The following is a 14,229-nucleotide window of genomic DNA, read 5'->3' as shown; positions in this document are numbered from 1 at the left end:
GGCCGATCCAGTCAGAACCGGATGGTGGCCTGCACCACCACACCGATGATGCGGCATTGCTCGGTGTACAGGTTTTTCGGGTAAGTCGGATTGAGCGGAACCAGGTAACGCTGCCCGCTCTCTTCGATCAATTTGCGAAAGGTCGCATCACTGCTGCCAGGCAAGCATGCAACCACCAGTTTGCCGGGCACCGCCTCGATGGCCGGATCCACCAGGATCGACATGCCCTCGGGAATGCTCAACCCACTGGGTGCGGTCATCGCATCGCCCACCACCACCAGCCAGAATGCGTCGCCCAGGGCGTGGTAGTCCGTCAGTTCGTAGCGCGCCTGGCCGTGGGCATCAGGATCACCTTCGCGAACCTCGCCCACCTCGTGCCACTCACTGACCGGGTAGCGGAAGTACGGGTTGTACTTCCGCGCCAGGGCCATGCCTTCTTCCGTGGAGGTGTCCGGCTCGCGGATCACCATCGCCACTTCCAGAAACTCCAGCCCCAGCTCCCGCAGGACCCGGTTCATGTCTTCGACACTGGGTTGCCGGCGCTTGGTCAGCCAATGGCCGACCCCGCCCTGGGACATTCCCAACCGCTCTGCCAGCACCACTTGCGTGATGTGCAGCTCCTTCATCTTGGCCTTGACCAACTCTATCCATTTATCCATGTGCGGCACGATACGTGGGTGACCCCGGCCCTCAAAACACAAATTGTAGTATTTAAATTGTCGTCACAATTACGGTAAGTACTATTCTGGTTTCAGGAGTTCAGCCCCTCACACGGAGATTTTCATCACCATGGACACCCCCAATACAGACCAGCCCAGCAGCCCTTTCGACGGCACTTTCCCTTCACTGCAGGATTGCCCGGCGGCCAAACGCGCCCTCGACTACTACTTGAAACCAGGTGTTTCGCCAGCCCAGACAGAACACCGCTTCTTCGAAGTCAACCACAGCATCAGCGCCGAAGAAGCCCTTGTCCACGCATGCGACCTGCTGCGCTGTGCTGCGGCGACCGCCCATGAGTCGGCCAACCAGCTGGATGGCTCGAGTCGTGACCTGGCGTTTTCGGTGGTACACATGATCGATCTGGTCAAGGTGATGCTTGACCGATCCCTGGATGGCTACCCTACTCGCTAGGGATAACCTTGGGAATGTCGTTGCGAACGCGGACGACAAGAAAAATTTTCCAATCGATGCGATCAAACCATTTGACTTCCAAATGATAATGATTATTATTGCATCAGCTGGTCGCGAGATCAGTCGATAGATCAGAAGACCTTAGGTCGGACTTCTGGAATATCTCCTCATCAGGCTAATCACGGTTTTTGACCCGGCTTTTTGCCGGGTCTTTTTTTGCCGATTTTTCGGCTTATGTCTTCAGGCTAATGAAGTCTTTTTGGGTGCTGCCAATTCGATGGCGGCGATCATAGCAAATGAATATCTGTTTACAAGCGTCCTCCCGCCACACAGGCGAAAACTATCGACAACCAGCACTTGAGAATCAATTGCAGACTCTCTAAGCTGGCTTCGCGTCCAGGGAGGACGCCCCCCGCTTTTACGTGACGTAAATCGTCTCGGTTTGCCCTTTCTTGCGTGTAAAGTAACGGCCATGAAAATCCTTTCCAGGAATCCTGACCGTGGCTAAATCTTCCTTTGATATCAGTGCCAATTTCGACAGCGGCAACATCGAAGTCGTCGACATCAGCAACCCGTTGCAGTCGCTGCTCAAGATCAGGCCCGACACCCGCAGCGCCCATTTCCAGTGGTTCCACTTCAAGGCCAGCGGCTTGCACGTCGGCCAGGAATATTCCTTCCGTCTGCTCAACGCCAGCCAATCGTCTTATAACAAGGCCTGGACGGGCTACCAGACCGTTGCCTCCTACGATCACGTCAATTGGTTCCGCATCCCCACCCAGTTTGAAGGCGACGCCCTGCGCTTTCATCTGGAGGCCGAACAACCCCACGCCTGGTTCGCCTACTTCGAACCCTACAGCCGCGGGCGTCACGACTGGCTGATCGAGCAGGCACAGCACAAGGCCGGCACCGAACTATTGGCGGTCGGTAAAAGCGTGGAAGGCCGTGACATTCAACTGCTGCGCAAGGGCAGCGGCGCCGAAGGCCGGCGCAAAGTCTGGATCATCGCCCAGCAGCATCCCGGTGAGCACATGGCCGAGTGGTTCATGGAAGGCGTGATCGAACGCCTCCAGCAGCATGACGATGCGCAACTGAACCGGTTGCTCGCCAAGGCCGATCTGTACCTGGTGCCGAACATGAACCCGGACGGCGCGTTTCATGGGCATCTGCGGACCAACGCCATGGGCCAGGACCTCAACCGTGCCTGGCAGAACGCCAGCCCGGAAATCAGCCCAGAGGTCTTTTTCGTCCAGCAGCAAATGGAAAAGTACGGCGTCGATCTGTTTCTCGATGCCCACGGCGACGAGGAAATCCCCCACGTCTTCACCGCCGGTTGCGAAGGCAACCCGGGCTACACGCCGCGCATCGCCGAACTCGAAGAGCGCTTGCGCAGCCATCTCAAGCACCAGACCAAGGACTTCCAGACCGCGCATGGCTACACCCGCGACGAACCGGGCCAGGCCAACATGACCCTGGCCTGTAACGCGGTCGGGCAGAAATATGACTGCCTGTCCCTGACTCTGGAAATGCCGTTCAAGGACCACAACGACCACCCGAACCCGATCACCGGTTGGTCCGGCAAACGCTCGATGCAACTGGGCAAGGATGTGTTGAGCACCATTGAGGCTATGGTTGACGAGTTGCGCTGATCCAAGGACCTGATCATGTCCCTGGTCCAAGGTGAACACCTGTGGCGAGGGAGCTTGCTCCCGCTCGGCGTTGTAGGCGCTGGCGAAGCCTGCGATCTTTTGATCTTTCACTTGAAATTCAAGCGCCAGTGGAAAGATCGCAGCCTCGCTTCGCTCGACAGCTCCTACAGACGCCACCCAGCGGGAGCAAGCTCCCTCGCCACCGGGTTCATCAGCCCTTGCCACGCAACATACTGTCCAACACCTCATCCCGGCGCACCCACGCGTGAAACAGCGCCGCCGCCAGATGCACCAGCACCGTCACGAACAACAAATAAGCCAGGTACCCGTGGGCCTTGCGCAGCAATGCGAACGTCTGGGCGTGGGCGGGCAAGATCGAAGGCAACTGCAGCGAGTCACCGAGCATCACCGGGTCCCCCGCCGCCGAAATCATGCCCCAGCCCAACAACGGCAGAGCCAGCATCAAGGCGTACAACAGCACATGGGAGGCGTTTGCCGCCAACACCTGCCAGCCCGGCAGATCGGTCGGCAGCGGCGGTTGTCGGGTGGTGAAGCGCACCAGCAGACGGACGATCACCAGCAGCAAAATCGCAATCCCCAATGGCTTGTGCAACTGCAGCAGCCATTCGTGGCGTTCGGACACCGAGGCGACCATGCCAGCGCCAATGAACAGCATGGCGATGATCATTAACGCCATCAACCAGTGCAGCAGCCGAGCCAACGGTACAAAGTGACGAGGGGCGCTCATGGGCGGGACTCCTGTTTGGCGGGAAGTTGGTTCACTTCGCTGGTACGGCGCAGGTAGGAACTGGCGTAGGCGGCAGAACGCGCGACCAACAGCGGATCGTCAGATCCTTCTATCCCTTGGGGCAGGATCAGCGGGTCATAGTTGATGTCGCGGCACTCGCCGTTGTCCTGCGCCTGGGTGCGCTCCAGCACCAGCGTTCCGGCATTGAGCACCTTGCGGTCAGCGGGCCAGGCCTTGCTGGCGTCGTTCACCGGGTCACCCGGGTTGGCCAGCGTGATGTTCAATTGCCAACGCAACGGCCCGGCGGCGAGGCGCTTCACCAAGTCTTGCTCAAGGAAGTCGGTGCCCTGGGGCGGCGTCGCATCGGCGGCGTCCTGGCTCAGCGGCACCACGCCCCAGCGCACAGCCTGGCGCTGCCCGGCGGGGTTGACCAGGTAGAACGCGTTGATGCCGTTGTAGGTTTCGGTGGCATAGCTGGCCGACGGTTTGGCGGTCTTGATCCATTGCAGGAACGGCACCGCTTCGGGATGCGCGGCAAAGAATGCCGGCACGGCCGTGGGATTCGGCTTTCCAGTGGCGGGGTCCGGCGATTGGGCTTGCTGGAATTGGTAGAACGCTTCGACCGTGCCCACCGGAAACACCGGCATGCTGTTCATGCCGGTGCGCCATTGTTGGCCGTTGGCCTGGGTAAAGCGCAGCGCCAGGCTGCGAATCGGCACACTGCCGTCCGGTGCATAGGGGTTGCCACTGGGCAAGGCGAAACGCCCGACCACCGGCGTTTGCGGCAGTGAGAACACCTGGGCGCTGGAATAAGCGCTGGCCTCGCCCGTGCTTTGGAAATAGCCCGCGACGCAGACACCTTTTGAGTGGTTGCGTCGAAAGCCCGGGTGAACGCCGTTGTTTTTTTCCAGGACATTGACCAATGCCTGGGGTGTCAGACGCTCGGGGTCGAGGCTGCCATTGACGTAGGCAAACGCTCCGGCCAGCGCGGCAACAATCACGGCGATGCCGCTCAGGCGCAGTGTCAGGGCGGCGGCACTCAAGGGCGGCCGGCTCGACGAGGGTGAAGGATCAACCATGAGAAAGCTCCAGGGCGCGAGGCCATTCGTTGAAAAGGACCCGTCAGACGAAGGCCCGCCAGGTTTATTCCCACGCCTCGTATTTATTTTTCCTGCACTGGAATAATCTCGTTCGCGGGGCGTCTTTCCAGTCCCGGCGCAATGACTGCCCACAGAAGCCACACGTTCATGAACGCACTCGACGAACAGTTGCGCGAACTCATCCCCAGGCTACGGCGTTTTGCCGTGTCGCTGACGCGCAACCCGAGCAACGCCGACGACCTGGTGCAGATGTGCCTGGAACGGGCGTTGTCGAAATGGAACGACAAGCGCCCGGACGGCGACCTGCGGGCCTGGCTGTTTTCGATCCTGTACCGGCAGTTTCTCGACGGCCATCGTCGTTCCCGGCGTTATGCGCGCATGCTGGAGTTTTTCACCGGCCGCGACGATGCCCAGCCTTCGGCCGAGCGCAGCGTGATCGCGCAATCGTCCCTGCTAGCCTTCGATCAGCTCACGACGGAACAGCGGGCGCTGTTGCTCTGGGTGTCGGTGGAAGGCTTGAGCTACCAGCAAGTCGCCGACATCCTCGGTGTGCCGACCGGCACGGTGATGTCCCGCCTGTCCCGTGCCCGCCAGGCCCTGCGCCAACTCAGCGAGGGCGAAATCACCCGCCCCACCCTGCGGATACTCAAATGATCAGCATGCCCCCCAGCGACAGCGACCTGCACGCCTACGTCGATCGCCAACTGAGCGAGGCCGACCGCCGCCTGGTCGAGACCTACCTGGCCAACCAGCCTGAAGTCGCCGCCCGGGTCCGGGCCTGGCAACAGGACGCGCAACACCTGCGCACGGCCCTGAGCGGAGCCATGCAGCAGCCATCCAACCCGGACCTCGACCCAGCCATGATTCGCCAGCGCCTGAAACATCGCTCCCGCCGCCATCTGGCGAGCGCCGCGGTGTTGCTGCTGGCCATCAGCGTGGGAGGCTTCGGTGGCTGGCAGGCGCGACAAATGACCCTGCTCAGTGCCGCCGCCCCCATGGCCGATGCCCTGCAGGCGTACCGGTTGATTGCCCAGCAGGGCATCCTCCCAGCCGATTACCAGACTGGCGACGAGCAACACATGCAAGATTGGCTCGACCGCTACTTCACCCAGGCCGACCGGCTGCCCGACCTGTCCAGCGCCGGATTCAAGCCGGTGAGCGGGCGCTTGCTCAGCACCGAACAAGGCGCGGCGGCGATGGTGGTCTATCAGGACCCGAGCGGTCAGAAAATCAGCTTCTATGTGCGTCCACCCGGCCCGAAAAACTTCCTGCTGCCACGAGGCAGTCGTCGCGATGGCGAACTGCAAGCCGAGTACTGGTCCGGGCCGGGCTACAACTATGCGATGGTCATACCGAGTGATACACCGACGACGCAGCGGCTCAAGCAGACCCTGAACTTCTGACCCCCTACCCTGTGAAAAATCTCTGTGGGAGCGAGCCTGCTCGCGATGGCGTAGTTCAGTTAGAGATGAAGTCACTGTCACACCGCTATCGCGAGCAGGCTCGCTCCCACAGGGAACATCAGTTGCTCTTGAGAGCGTGCTCACCCCTGTCCAAACACCTGCGAAGGCCTGCGCAGCAACGGGTCGAACGGGTTGATCCGCGGCCCGATCAGGGCCGCTTCGCGCTTGAGCATGTCCACCACCGTCGGCAGACGATCAGGCCCCAGGCGGTCGCTCACAGTGGCCACGCTCAAGGCGGCCACGGCCCGGCCGTCACGGTCGAGGATCGGCACGGCCACCCCGGCCATGCCCTGCAATACGCCAGTATTGCGTCCGGCGTAGCCCAGCGTGCGCACGTTCTCCACTTCCGTGCGCAGGAAAACTTCGTCGTACAAATGGAAGTCCTTGAGCCGCGGCAGGTTGTATTGAATCACCGTGTCGCGCTCCTCTTCCGGCAGGAACGCCAGGATCGCCAGGCTGCCCTGCCCCACGCCCAACGCCACGCGGCCACCGATGTCGCCGGTGAACGTGCGGATCGGAAACGGCCCCTCGCTGCGGTCCAGGCAGATGGCATCGAAACCACTGCGGGCCAGTAAAAACAGCGAGTCCCCCAGGGACGCCGACAACCGCAGCATGGCCGGACGCACCAGTTCACGCAGGTTGCCGGTGTTGCCAGCGCGGGCCGCCAGGGCGAAGAACTCCAGGCTCAGGCGATAACGTTTGCTGCGTGCATCCTGCTCGACCATGCCCTCGTCCATCAGGCTGCGCAGCAAGCGATGCGTGGTGGGTTGGGACAGGCCGATGCGCTGGGCCAATTGCGTCACCCGCTCGCCGCCTTCGACGGTATCGCCCAGGCTGCGCAACACGGCAAACAACCGGGAGACCGCACCGACACCAACTTCGCCTTTGTCACTATTCCGATTAGTGGAATTATTCATTCAGTTTCTCATTATTAAATTTATTCACTGAATGAAAGTGAAAATAGTCTTCGCTTCAGTGAAATACTCCATTGAGCCCATCCTATTCTTCGTCCTACTCTTCGTCCATACAGGGGCGATTCGAACAACAGCGGCAGCCGACTTGAAGTCGAGCGCCAACGCACCCCAGCAACACCCTTTCGTATCTGCCCATACAAAAAAAGCGCGCCTTGCGGCGACGCATAACAATCCCAGGTGGAGCGCAGCGATGGCTTTTGTGCAACTTGAAGGACTTGGCAAACGTTACGGCGACATCGACGCCGTGGTCGCCACCCATCTGTCGGTGGAAAAAGGCGAGTTCGTCTCGCTGCTGGGGCCTTCCGGCTGCGGCAAGACCACGACTTTGCAGATGATTGCCGGCTTCGTCGAAGTCAGCAGCGGGCGCATCCTGCTGGACGGTCGCGACATCACCCACGCCAAGCCCGCCAGCCGTGGCCTGGGGGTGGTGTTCCAGAGCTACGCGCTGTTTCCCCACATGACCGTCAAGGACAACGTCGCCTTCGGCCTGCGCATGCGCAAAGTGGCCAACGCCGAACTGCAACAACGGGTGGACCGGGTGTTGAAGTTGGTGCGCCTGGACCGCCACGCCGACCGCTACCCGCGAGAACTCTCGGGCGGCCAGCGCCAACGCGTGGCACTGGCCCGGGCGCTGGTGATCGAACCGCCGGTGCTGTTGCTCGACGAGCCGCTGTCCAACCTCGACGCCAACTTGCGCGAAGAGATGCAATACGAAATCCGCCGCATCCAGCGCGAAGTCGGGATCACCACGCTGATGGTGACCCACGACCAATCCGAAGCCCTGTCGATCAGTGACCGGGTGGTGGTGATGCAGGCCGGGCGCATCACCCAGATCGACGCGCCGTATACCCTTTACGAGCACCCGCGCACTGAGTTCATTTCCGGCTTCGTCGGCAAAGCCAACCTGCTGCCCGGCAGACGCGACAGTGCGGGCGTCGTTCAAGTCTGCAGCCAGGCCGACGGCGAGCTGACCCTGAGTTTGCGCCCGGAAAAAATCGACCTGTGCGAAGCCGGCACAGGGCGACTGCAAGGCACCCTCGTCAGCCGCTTCTTTCTCGGCAGCCAATGGCTTTACGGCGTCTCGACCAGCCTGGGTGAACTCTGCGTGGTGCGCCGCAACGATGGCTCGGCGCCCTTGGTCGAAGGCACGGCGGTGAGCCTGGACTGGGAACCGGCGCTGCTGCGGGTACTGAGCGCGGACGAGGTGCCGGCATGACGCTGATCGATGCGATGCGCCGAGGTCGGCAAGGCTACCTGATGTCCGCGCCGGCACTGGCCTTGTACCTGGGCTTGCTGGTCATTCCCCTGGGCTTGACCGTGGTGCTGTCGTTCAACGTCTTCGACTACAGTTCGGGCATCAACGGCGACGCCTACACCTTCGAGCACTACACCAGCCTGTTGGGCGATCCGTACTTCTACGAAATCTTCTTGCGCACCCTCTGGATCAGCGCCCTGACCACCCTCCTGTGCGTGCTGATCGGCGTACCCGAAGCGTACATCCTCAGCCGCATGGGCGCGCCGTGGCGCTCGATTTTCCTGATCCTGATTCTCACGCCGTTGCTGATTTCAGTGGTGGTGCGAGCGTTCGGCTGGAGCCTCTTGCTCGGTGCCGACGGTCTGGTCAACCAGGCCCTGCAAGCCTTCGGCGGTGCGCCGATGAAGCTGCTCTACACGCCGTTCGCCGTGGTCATCGCCCTGGTCCATGTGATGTTGCCATTCATGATCATTCCGGTCTGGACCTCACTGCAGAAACTCGACCCCGCCGCCGAGCAGGCCGCGCTGTCCCTGGGGGCGAGCCAGTTCACGGTGATCCGCAAGGTGGTACTGCCGCAGATCATGCCCGGCGTGCTGTCCGGCACGCTGATCGTGTTCGGCCTCGCCGCCAGTTCCTTCGCCATTCCGGGCCTGCTCGGCGGGCGGCGCTTGAAGATGGTCGCCACGCTGATCTACGACCAGTACCTGTCGGAGCTGAACTGGCCAATGGGCGCGGCCATTGCCGTGGCACTGCTGCTGCTCAACCTGCTGATCATGCTGTCGTGGAACCGGATGATCGAAGGCCGCTACAAGAACTCATTGGGATAATTCGTCGTGTCCAGAAACGGTCCTTTCGCGCTGTTATTTCATGCCCTGGTCGTAGTCTTCATGCTGGCGCCGCTGGTGGTGGTCTGCCTCGTCGCCTTCACCCCGGAAAACACCCTGAGCCTGCCGACCACCGACTTTTCCCTGCGCTGGTTCCGCGCGGTGTTCGAGCGCGCGGACTTTGTCGACGCGTTCTACAACAGCCTGGTCCTGGCGTTCTGCGCGGCCTCGCTGGCGACGCTGATTGCGGTGCCGGCGGCCCTGGCGATCACCCGGCTCGAGTTCCCGGGGCGGGATTTCTTCAACGGCCTGTTCCTGTCGCCGATCATCATTCCGCACCTGGTGCTGGGGGTGGCGTTGCTGCGCTTGTTTGCGCTGATGGGCGTGAACGGCAGTTTTGCCTGGCTGATCTTCGCCCATGTGCTGGTGATCACCCCCTATGTGCTGCGCCTGGTGCTGGCCTCGGCCATCGGCCTGGACCGCAGCGCCGAACAGGCCGCGCAATCGTTGGGCGCCGGGCGCTTCACGCTGTTTCGGCAAATCACCTTGCCGATGATCCTGCCGGGGGTGGCCGGGGGCTGGCTGCTGGCGTTCATCAACAGTTTCGATGAGGTCACGCTGTCGATCTTTGTCACCTCGCCAGCCACGCAAACCTTGCCGGTGCGCATGTACGTATACGCCACCGAATCCATCGACCCGATGATGGCGGCGGTGTCGGCGCTGGTCATCGGGCTCACCGCGCTGACCATGATTCTGCTCGACCGGGTCTATGGCCTGGATCGGGTCCTGGTAGGTAAACAATGAGGGCGTCATGGCACTGCTGAAACGACTGGCCGAAGGCGACCGCCCGGCCCTGGACTATATCCTCGACGGCCAGCCTGCCACCGGCCTGCTGGGCGACACGCTGCTGACCGCCGTGCTGACCTGCAGCGAACACCTGCGCGGCAGTGACTTCAGCGCCGAGCCCCGGGCCGGCTTCTGCCTGATGGGCGCCTGCCAGGACTGCTGGGTGCGCCTGGGCGACGGCCGCCGCGTCCGCGCTTGCTCGACGTTGCTCGAAGCCGGACAACACATCAGCCGCGAACCGGGGCGCCAGGTATGAACATTGTCGACAGACGCGGCCTCATCGCGAGCAGGCTCGCTCCCACAGGGGGACTGCGGCGTGCACAAAACCAGCCTCCACAACCGACTCAATGTGGGAGCGAGCCTGCTCGCGATCGCGGTGGGTCAGGCAGCCACAATGTCGACTGGCACGGCCTCATCGCGAGCAGGCTCGCGATGACGGCCTCGACCGCAGCACAAATCCCCCGGCCCGGCCAATGAGGTGGCGATGAAACCGATAGCCATCATCGGCGCCGGCCCCGCCGGTATCCGTGCCGCGCAGACTCTGGTCGCCCACGGTTTGTATCCAATCCTGCTGGACGAAGCCGCCCGCGGTGGCGGGCAGATCTACCGGCGCCAACCGGCCCATTTCAAGCGCTCGCCGAGCAAGCTCTATGGCTTCGAAGCGCACAAGGCCAACGCCATCCACCAGACGCTCGACGCATTGCGCGCACAGCTCGACTACCGCCCCGACACCCTGGTGTGGAACGCCGAGGCCGGTCTGCTCGATACCCTGCATGAAGGCCGTGCCGACCGCCTCGAGTACGCCAGCCTGATCGTCGCAACCGGCGCCACCGACCGCGTCCTGCCCGTACCGGGATGGACCCTGCCCGGGGTGTACAGCCTGGGCGCGGCGCAGATTGCCCTGAAGTTCCAGGGTTGCGCCATCGGCGAACGAGTGGTCTTCGCCGGCAGCGGTCCCTTGCTGTATCTGGTGGCCTATCAATACGCCCGGGCCGGCGCCAATGTGGTCGCGGTCCTCGACAGTTCGCCCTTCAGCGCCCAGGTCCGTGCCCTGCCCGGCCTGCTGGCACAACCGGCCACCCTCGCCAAAGGCCTCTATTACCGCGCCTGGCTGACGGCCCGCGGCATCGCCGTGCATCAAGGCGCGAATCTGACGCGTCTCGACGGGGAACGCCGGGTACAGTCGCTGCACTGGCGCAACGCAAGCGGCGCGCACACCCTCGACTGTGACGCAGTGGCCTTCGCCCATGGCTTGCGCAGCGAAACCCAATTGGCCGATCTGTTGGGCTGCGAATTTGCCTGGAACGCGCTCAATCGCGCCTGGCTGCCCCAACGGGACCGCGCCGGGCGCAGCAGCGTGCCAGAAATCTACCTGGCCGGTGACGGCGCCGGCATCATGGGCGCCGACGCGGCGGAAATGGCCGGTGAACGGGCGGCCCTGGCCTTGCTCGAAGACCTCGGCTACGCGACCGACCCGCAACGTTGCACGCACCTGGAGCAAGCCCTTGAACGCATCGGCCGGTTCCGCGAAGGCCTGGAGCGTGCGTTTGTCTTTCCTGAAACATGGGCCACCGACGCGGCCGACAACTTGATGATCTGCCGCTGCGAAGAAGTCAGCGCTGGCGACATCCGCCGCGTGGTGGGCGAAGGCCATTGGGAGATCAATCGGGTCAAGGCCCATTGTCGGGTCGGCATGGGCCGCTGCCAGGGACGCATGTGCGGTGCCGCTGCCGCGGAAATCATTGCCTGCGAGAGTGGCCGCGCCGTCTCCAGCATCGGTCGCCTGCGGGCCCAGGCGCCGATCAAACCCGTGCCGTTCGGCCTGGAGGTCGAGCCATGATCGAAGTCGATGCGGTGATCATTGGCGGCGGCATCGTCGGCGCCTCGGCCGCGTTGTTCCTGAGCCAGGCCGGACGCCGGGTGGCGCTGCTGGAACGCGACTTCTGCGGCTCGCACTCCAGCGGCGTGAACTACGGCGGTGTGCGTCGCCAAGGCCGACCGCTGTCGCAACTGCCCTTGTCACAACGGGCCCATGAAATCTGGCGCCAGTTGCCCCAGTTGATCGGCATCGATGGCGAGTACCAGCGCAGCGGCCATCTGAAGCTGGCCCGCAGCACCGCAGACCTGCAAGCGCTGCACGACTACGCCGCCGCCAGCCAAGGCTTTGGCCTGGATTTGCAACTGCTCGATCGCACGGCCCTGCGCGCGCGCTTTCCGTGGGTCGGCGCCGTCGCGGTCGGCGCGTCACTGTGCCCGGAAGACGGCCATGCCAATCCGCGCCTGGTATCGCCAGCTTTCGCCCAGGCCGCGCGCCGGCAGGGTGCGCAAGTCCACGAACAATGCGCCGTCAGCCGCGTCGAGCACGACGGCCAGCGCTTTGTCGTGCACACCGCAACGGGCCTGACATTCCACGCGCCCTGGCTGCTCAATTGCGCCGGAGCCTGGGCCAGCCAGTTCGCCGCGCAATTCGGCGAAGCGGTGCCGATGCACGCCGGGCACCCGGCGATGCTGGTCACCGAACCCTTGCCCCTGGTCATGGACGCCAGCACCGGCGTCGAGGGCGGCGGTATCTATGCCCGCCAGGTCTCGCGCGGCAATTGCGTGCTGGGGGGCGGTCAAGGGTTTGCGTTGGACACCGCTCGCGCCCGGCCCGGCCAGAACGCGGTGCTGGAAATCCTGCGCCAGGCTGTCGAACTCTACCCGTTTTTGGAGGGCGCCCAGGCGATTCGTACCTGGAGCGGCACCGAAGGTTACCTACCCGATCGCCAGCCAGTGATCGGCCACAGCAGCACCCAACCCGGTCTGTTGCATGCGTTCGGTTTTGCCGGCGCGGGCTTCCAGATCGGCCCGGCGGTGGGCCAGGCGCTCACCGAGATCATCTGCCGCGGGGCTTCGACCACGCCGCTGGATGCGTTTTCCATCACCCGGTTTCACTCCATCTCCGTTGCTTGATAGAGGAAGGTCGCGCCAATGAATAACGTCAAACGCAGTGCACTGTTCGCTTTCTGCTCGCTGGGTTCCGCATGCCTGGGCGCCCTGCTCCCAGCCACCCAGGCGTTGGCCGAGCCGACGCTTTACCTGGGCATGAACGGCGGCACCATGGAGCGGCTTTACGCCGACAAGGTCTTGCCGGCTTTCGAAAAAGCCAACAACGTCAAAGTGGTCATCGTGCCCGGCACTTCCGCCGACATCCTGGCGAAAGTCCAGGCCAGCAAGGGCAACCCGCAAATGCACGTGATGTTCCTCGATGACGGCATCATGTACCGCGCCATCGCCATGGGGCTGTGCGACAAGCTCGAGGACAGCCCGACCCTGGAGCAGATCCCGGCCAAGGGGCGTATCAAGGACCAGGCCGTGGCAGTCAGCCTTGGGGTAACGGGGCTGGCCTACAACACCCGGCTGTTCAAGGAAAAAGGCTGGAATACGCCCACCTCCTGGATGGACCTGGCCGATCCGCGCTTCAAGGACAAAGTGGTGTTCCAGTCGATGGCCTCGTCCACCTTCGGCCTGCACGGCTTTTTGATGTTCAACCGGATCCAGGGCGGCAGCGAAACCGACGTCGAGCCAGGTTTCAAGGCGTGGCCGAATACGGTGGGGCGCAATGTGCTGGAGTACATCCCGAGCTCGGCGAAGATATCCGAAATGCTGCAGACCGACGAAGCCGCGCTGTTCCCGCTGACGCCGACCCAGGTGACCGCGCTGAAACTCAAGGGCATGCCGGTGGAATATGCCCAGCCGAAGGAAGGCGCCGTGGTCCTCAACGTCGCCGAATGCGCCATTGCGCAGAACACCCAACCGGAACTGGCGCAAAAACTCGCCGCGTTCTTGCTGACGCCGCAAGCTCAGGCCATTGCCCTGGAGGAAGGCGACCAGATCCCTTCCAACCCCAACACCCCAACCACCGACAAGACCCATGGCCAGGTGGAAGCGATGAAGCAATACCTGGAAACGGCGATTGCCGTGGATTGGGACCAGGTCAACGAACAGCGCCCGGCCTGGAACGCCCGCTGGAACCGCAGTATCGAGCGCTAGAGCGGACTTTGCAGTTATCATGCGGCCAATTCAAAAACTGAGCCAATAACCCGTGGCGAGGGAGCTTGCTCCCGTTGGGCTCTGTAGGAGCTGGCGAAGCCTGCGATCTTTTGATCTTGATCTTTCGCTCACAATTTAAGTGGCAGTGAAAAGATCGCAGCCTCGTTGCACTCGACAGCTCCTACGCGCCGCCGAGCGGGAGCAAGCTCC

15 protein-coding genes are annotated in these 14,229 nt (G+C 62.8%); 11 read left to right on the top strand and 4 right to left on the bottom strand.

Annotated elements, in window-relative coordinates; translation table 11 throughout:
• Positions 1-11 precede the first annotated feature (11 nt).
• Complete coding sequence (locus tag AD659_RS10560) at positions 12-659, bottom strand: LexA family protein (RefSeq protein WP_053120892.1); 648 nt, start codon at positions 657-659, stop codon at positions 12-14.
• 130 nt (positions 660-789) lie between these two features.
• Here AD659_RS10560 and AD659_RS10555 point away from each other — a divergent pair, with 130 nt between their 5' ends.
• A complete protein-coding gene (locus AD659_RS10555) occupies positions 790-1,131 on the top strand; it encodes a DUF6124 family protein (RefSeq protein ID WP_053120889.1) in 342 nt (113 codons plus the stop codon).
• A gap of 494 nt (positions 1,132-1,625) precedes the next feature.
• The gene (locus AD659_RS10550) at positions 1,626-2,777 is read left to right on the top strand and encodes a M14 family metallopeptidase (protein WP_053120887.1); all 1,152 of its coding nucleotides are present in this window, start codon (positions 1,626-1,628) and stop codon (positions 2,775-2,777) included.
• A gap of 211 nt (positions 2,778-2,988) precedes the next feature.
• On the opposite strand, the gene AD659_RS10545 is transcribed toward AD659_RS10550, so the two are convergent.
• Together AD659_RS10545 and AD659_RS10540 are read right to left on the bottom strand one after the other, a co-directional pair.
• Positions 2,989-3,525 (bottom strand): cytochrome b, encoded by a 537-nt coding sequence (locus AD659_RS10545; protein ID WP_053120885.1) that lies wholly within the window; start codon positions 3,523-3,525, stop codon positions 2,989-2,991.
• Positions 3,522-4,604 (bottom strand): catalase family peroxidase, encoded by a 1,083-nt coding sequence (locus AD659_RS10540; protein WP_053120882.1) that lies wholly within the window; start codon positions 4,602-4,604, stop codon positions 3,522-3,524. The genes AD659_RS10545 and AD659_RS10540 overlap by 4 nt, the downstream gene beginning before the upstream one ends.
• 168 nt (positions 4,605-4,772) lie before the next feature.
• On the opposite strand from AD659_RS10540, the gene AD659_RS10535 reads away from it, so the two are divergent.
• Both AD659_RS10535 and AD659_RS10530 read left to right on the top strand, forming a co-directional pair.
• Positions 4,773-5,279, top strand: a complete 507-nt coding sequence (locus AD659_RS10535) for a sigma-70 family RNA polymerase sigma factor (protein ID WP_053120880.1) — start codon at positions 4,773-4,775, stop codon at positions 5,277-5,279.
• On the top strand, positions 5,276-6,028 hold the full coding sequence (locus AD659_RS10530; RefSeq protein WP_053120879.1) for an anti-sigma factor family protein: 753 nt from the start codon (positions 5,276-5,278) through the stop codon (positions 6,026-6,028). Before AD659_RS10535 ends, AD659_RS10530 begins: the two co-directional genes overlap by 4 nt.
• A gap of 140 nt (positions 6,029-6,168) precedes the next feature.
• Here AD659_RS10530 and AD659_RS10525 read toward each other — a convergent pair whose 3' ends face one another.
• Entirely contained in the window at positions 6,169-7,005 is an 837-nt protein-coding gene (locus AD659_RS10525; RefSeq protein WP_053120877.1) for an IclR family transcriptional regulator, read from the bottom strand.
• 247 nt (positions 7,006-7,252) lie between these two features.
• Between AD659_RS10525 and AD659_RS10520 the strand changes: the two genes are divergently transcribed.
• From AD659_RS10520 to AD659_RS10490, 7 genes are all read left to right on the top strand, one after another.
• On the top strand, positions 7,253-8,278 hold the full coding sequence (locus tag AD659_RS10520; RefSeq protein WP_053120875.1) for an ABC transporter ATP-binding protein: 1,026 nt from the start codon (positions 7,253-7,255) through the stop codon (positions 8,276-8,278).
• Positions 8,275-9,144, top strand: a complete 870-nt coding sequence (locus AD659_RS10515) for an ABC transporter permease (protein WP_053120873.1) — start codon at positions 8,275-8,277, stop codon at positions 9,142-9,144. Before AD659_RS10520 ends, AD659_RS10515 begins: the two co-directional genes overlap by 4 nt.
• Positions 9,145-9,150: 6 nt before the next feature.
• Positions 9,151-9,945, top strand: coding sequence for an ABC transporter permease (locus tag AD659_RS10510; protein WP_053120871.1), 795 nt, complete (start codon positions 9,151-9,153; stop codon positions 9,943-9,945).
• 7 nt (positions 9,946-9,952) lie between these two features.
• Entirely contained in the window at positions 9,953-10,243 is a 291-nt protein-coding gene (locus AD659_RS10505; protein ID WP_053120869.1) for a (2Fe-2S)-binding protein, read from the top strand.
• Between the two features lie 228 nt (positions 10,244-10,471).
• A complete protein-coding gene (locus AD659_RS10500) occupies positions 10,472-11,827 on the top strand; it encodes an FAD/NAD(P)-dependent oxidoreductase (protein WP_053120867.1) in 1,356 nt (451 codons plus the stop codon).
• Positions 11,824-12,939, top strand: coding sequence for an NAD(P)/FAD-dependent oxidoreductase (locus tag AD659_RS10495; protein WP_053120864.1), 1,116 nt, complete (start codon positions 11,824-11,826; stop codon positions 12,937-12,939). The genes AD659_RS10500 and AD659_RS10495 overlap by 4 nt, the downstream gene beginning before the upstream one ends.
• Before the next feature lie 18 nt (positions 12,940-12,957).
• Positions 12,958-14,019: an ABC transporter substrate-binding protein gene (locus AD659_RS10490; RefSeq protein WP_053120863.1), complete on the top strand. Its 1,062-nt coding sequence runs from the start codon at positions 12,958-12,960 to the stop codon at positions 14,017-14,019.
• The last annotated feature ends 210 nt before the right edge of the window (positions 14,020-14,229 follow it).

Origin of the sequence: Pseudomonas thivervalensis, assembly GCF_001269655.1 — a bacterium.
In the GTDB taxonomy this organism is placed as follows: Bacteria; Pseudomonadota; Gammaproteobacteria; order Pseudomonadales; family Pseudomonadaceae; genus Aquipseudomonas; species Aquipseudomonas thivervalensis.
Note: the sequence above shows the minus strand (reverse complement) of the source record. Positions and strands in the feature narration are given on the sequence as shown.

What these genes read in the sequence shown, in the direction of transcription:
- AD659_RS10545 (WP_053120885.1), bottom strand. Translation starts at nt 3,525, where the DNA reads ATGAGCGCCCCTCGTCACTTTGTACCGTTGGCTCGGCTGCTGCACTGG.
- AD659_RS10525 (WP_053120877.1), bottom strand. Translation starts at nt 7,005, where the DNA reads ATGAATAATTCCACTAATCGGAATAGTGACAAAGGCGAAGTTGGTGTC.
- AD659_RS10560 (WP_053120892.1), bottom strand. Translation starts at nt 659, where the DNA reads ATGGATAAATGGATAGAGTTGGTCAAGGCCAAGATGAAGGAGCTGCAC.
- AD659_RS10495 (WP_053120864.1), top strand. Translation starts at nt 11,824, where the DNA reads ATGATCGAAGTCGATGCGGTGATCATTGGCGGCGGCATCGTCGGCGCC.
- AD659_RS10500 (WP_053120867.1), top strand. Translation starts at nt 10,472, where the DNA reads ATGAAACCGATAGCCATCATCGGCGCCGGCCCCGCCGGTATCCGTGCC.
- AD659_RS10520 (WP_053120875.1), top strand. Translation starts at nt 7,253, where the DNA reads ATGGCTTTTGTGCAACTTGAAGGACTTGGCAAACGTTACGGCGACATC.
- AD659_RS10530 (WP_053120879.1), top strand. Translation starts at nt 5,276, where the DNA reads ATGATCAGCATGCCCCCCAGCGACAGCGACCTGCACGCCTACGTCGAT.
- AD659_RS10555 (WP_053120889.1), top strand. Translation starts at nt 790, where the DNA reads ATGGACACCCCCAATACAGACCAGCCCAGCAGCCCTTTCGACGGCACT.
- AD659_RS10505 (WP_053120869.1), top strand. Translation starts at nt 9,953, where the DNA reads ATGGCACTGCTGAAACGACTGGCCGAAGGCGACCGCCCGGCCCTGGAC.
- AD659_RS10535 (WP_053120880.1), top strand. Translation starts at nt 4,773, where the DNA reads ATGAACGCACTCGACGAACAGTTGCGCGAACTCATCCCCAGGCTACGG.
- AD659_RS10490 (WP_053120863.1), top strand. Translation starts at nt 12,958, where the DNA reads ATGAATAACGTCAAACGCAGTGCACTGTTCGCTTTCTGCTCGCTGGGT.
- AD659_RS10540 (WP_053120882.1), bottom strand. Translation starts at nt 4,604, where the DNA reads ATGGTTGATCCTTCACCCTCGTCGAGCCGGCCGCCCTTGAGTGCCGCC.
- AD659_RS10515 (WP_053120873.1), top strand. Translation starts at nt 8,275, where the DNA reads ATGACGCTGATCGATGCGATGCGCCGAGGTCGGCAAGGCTACCTGATG.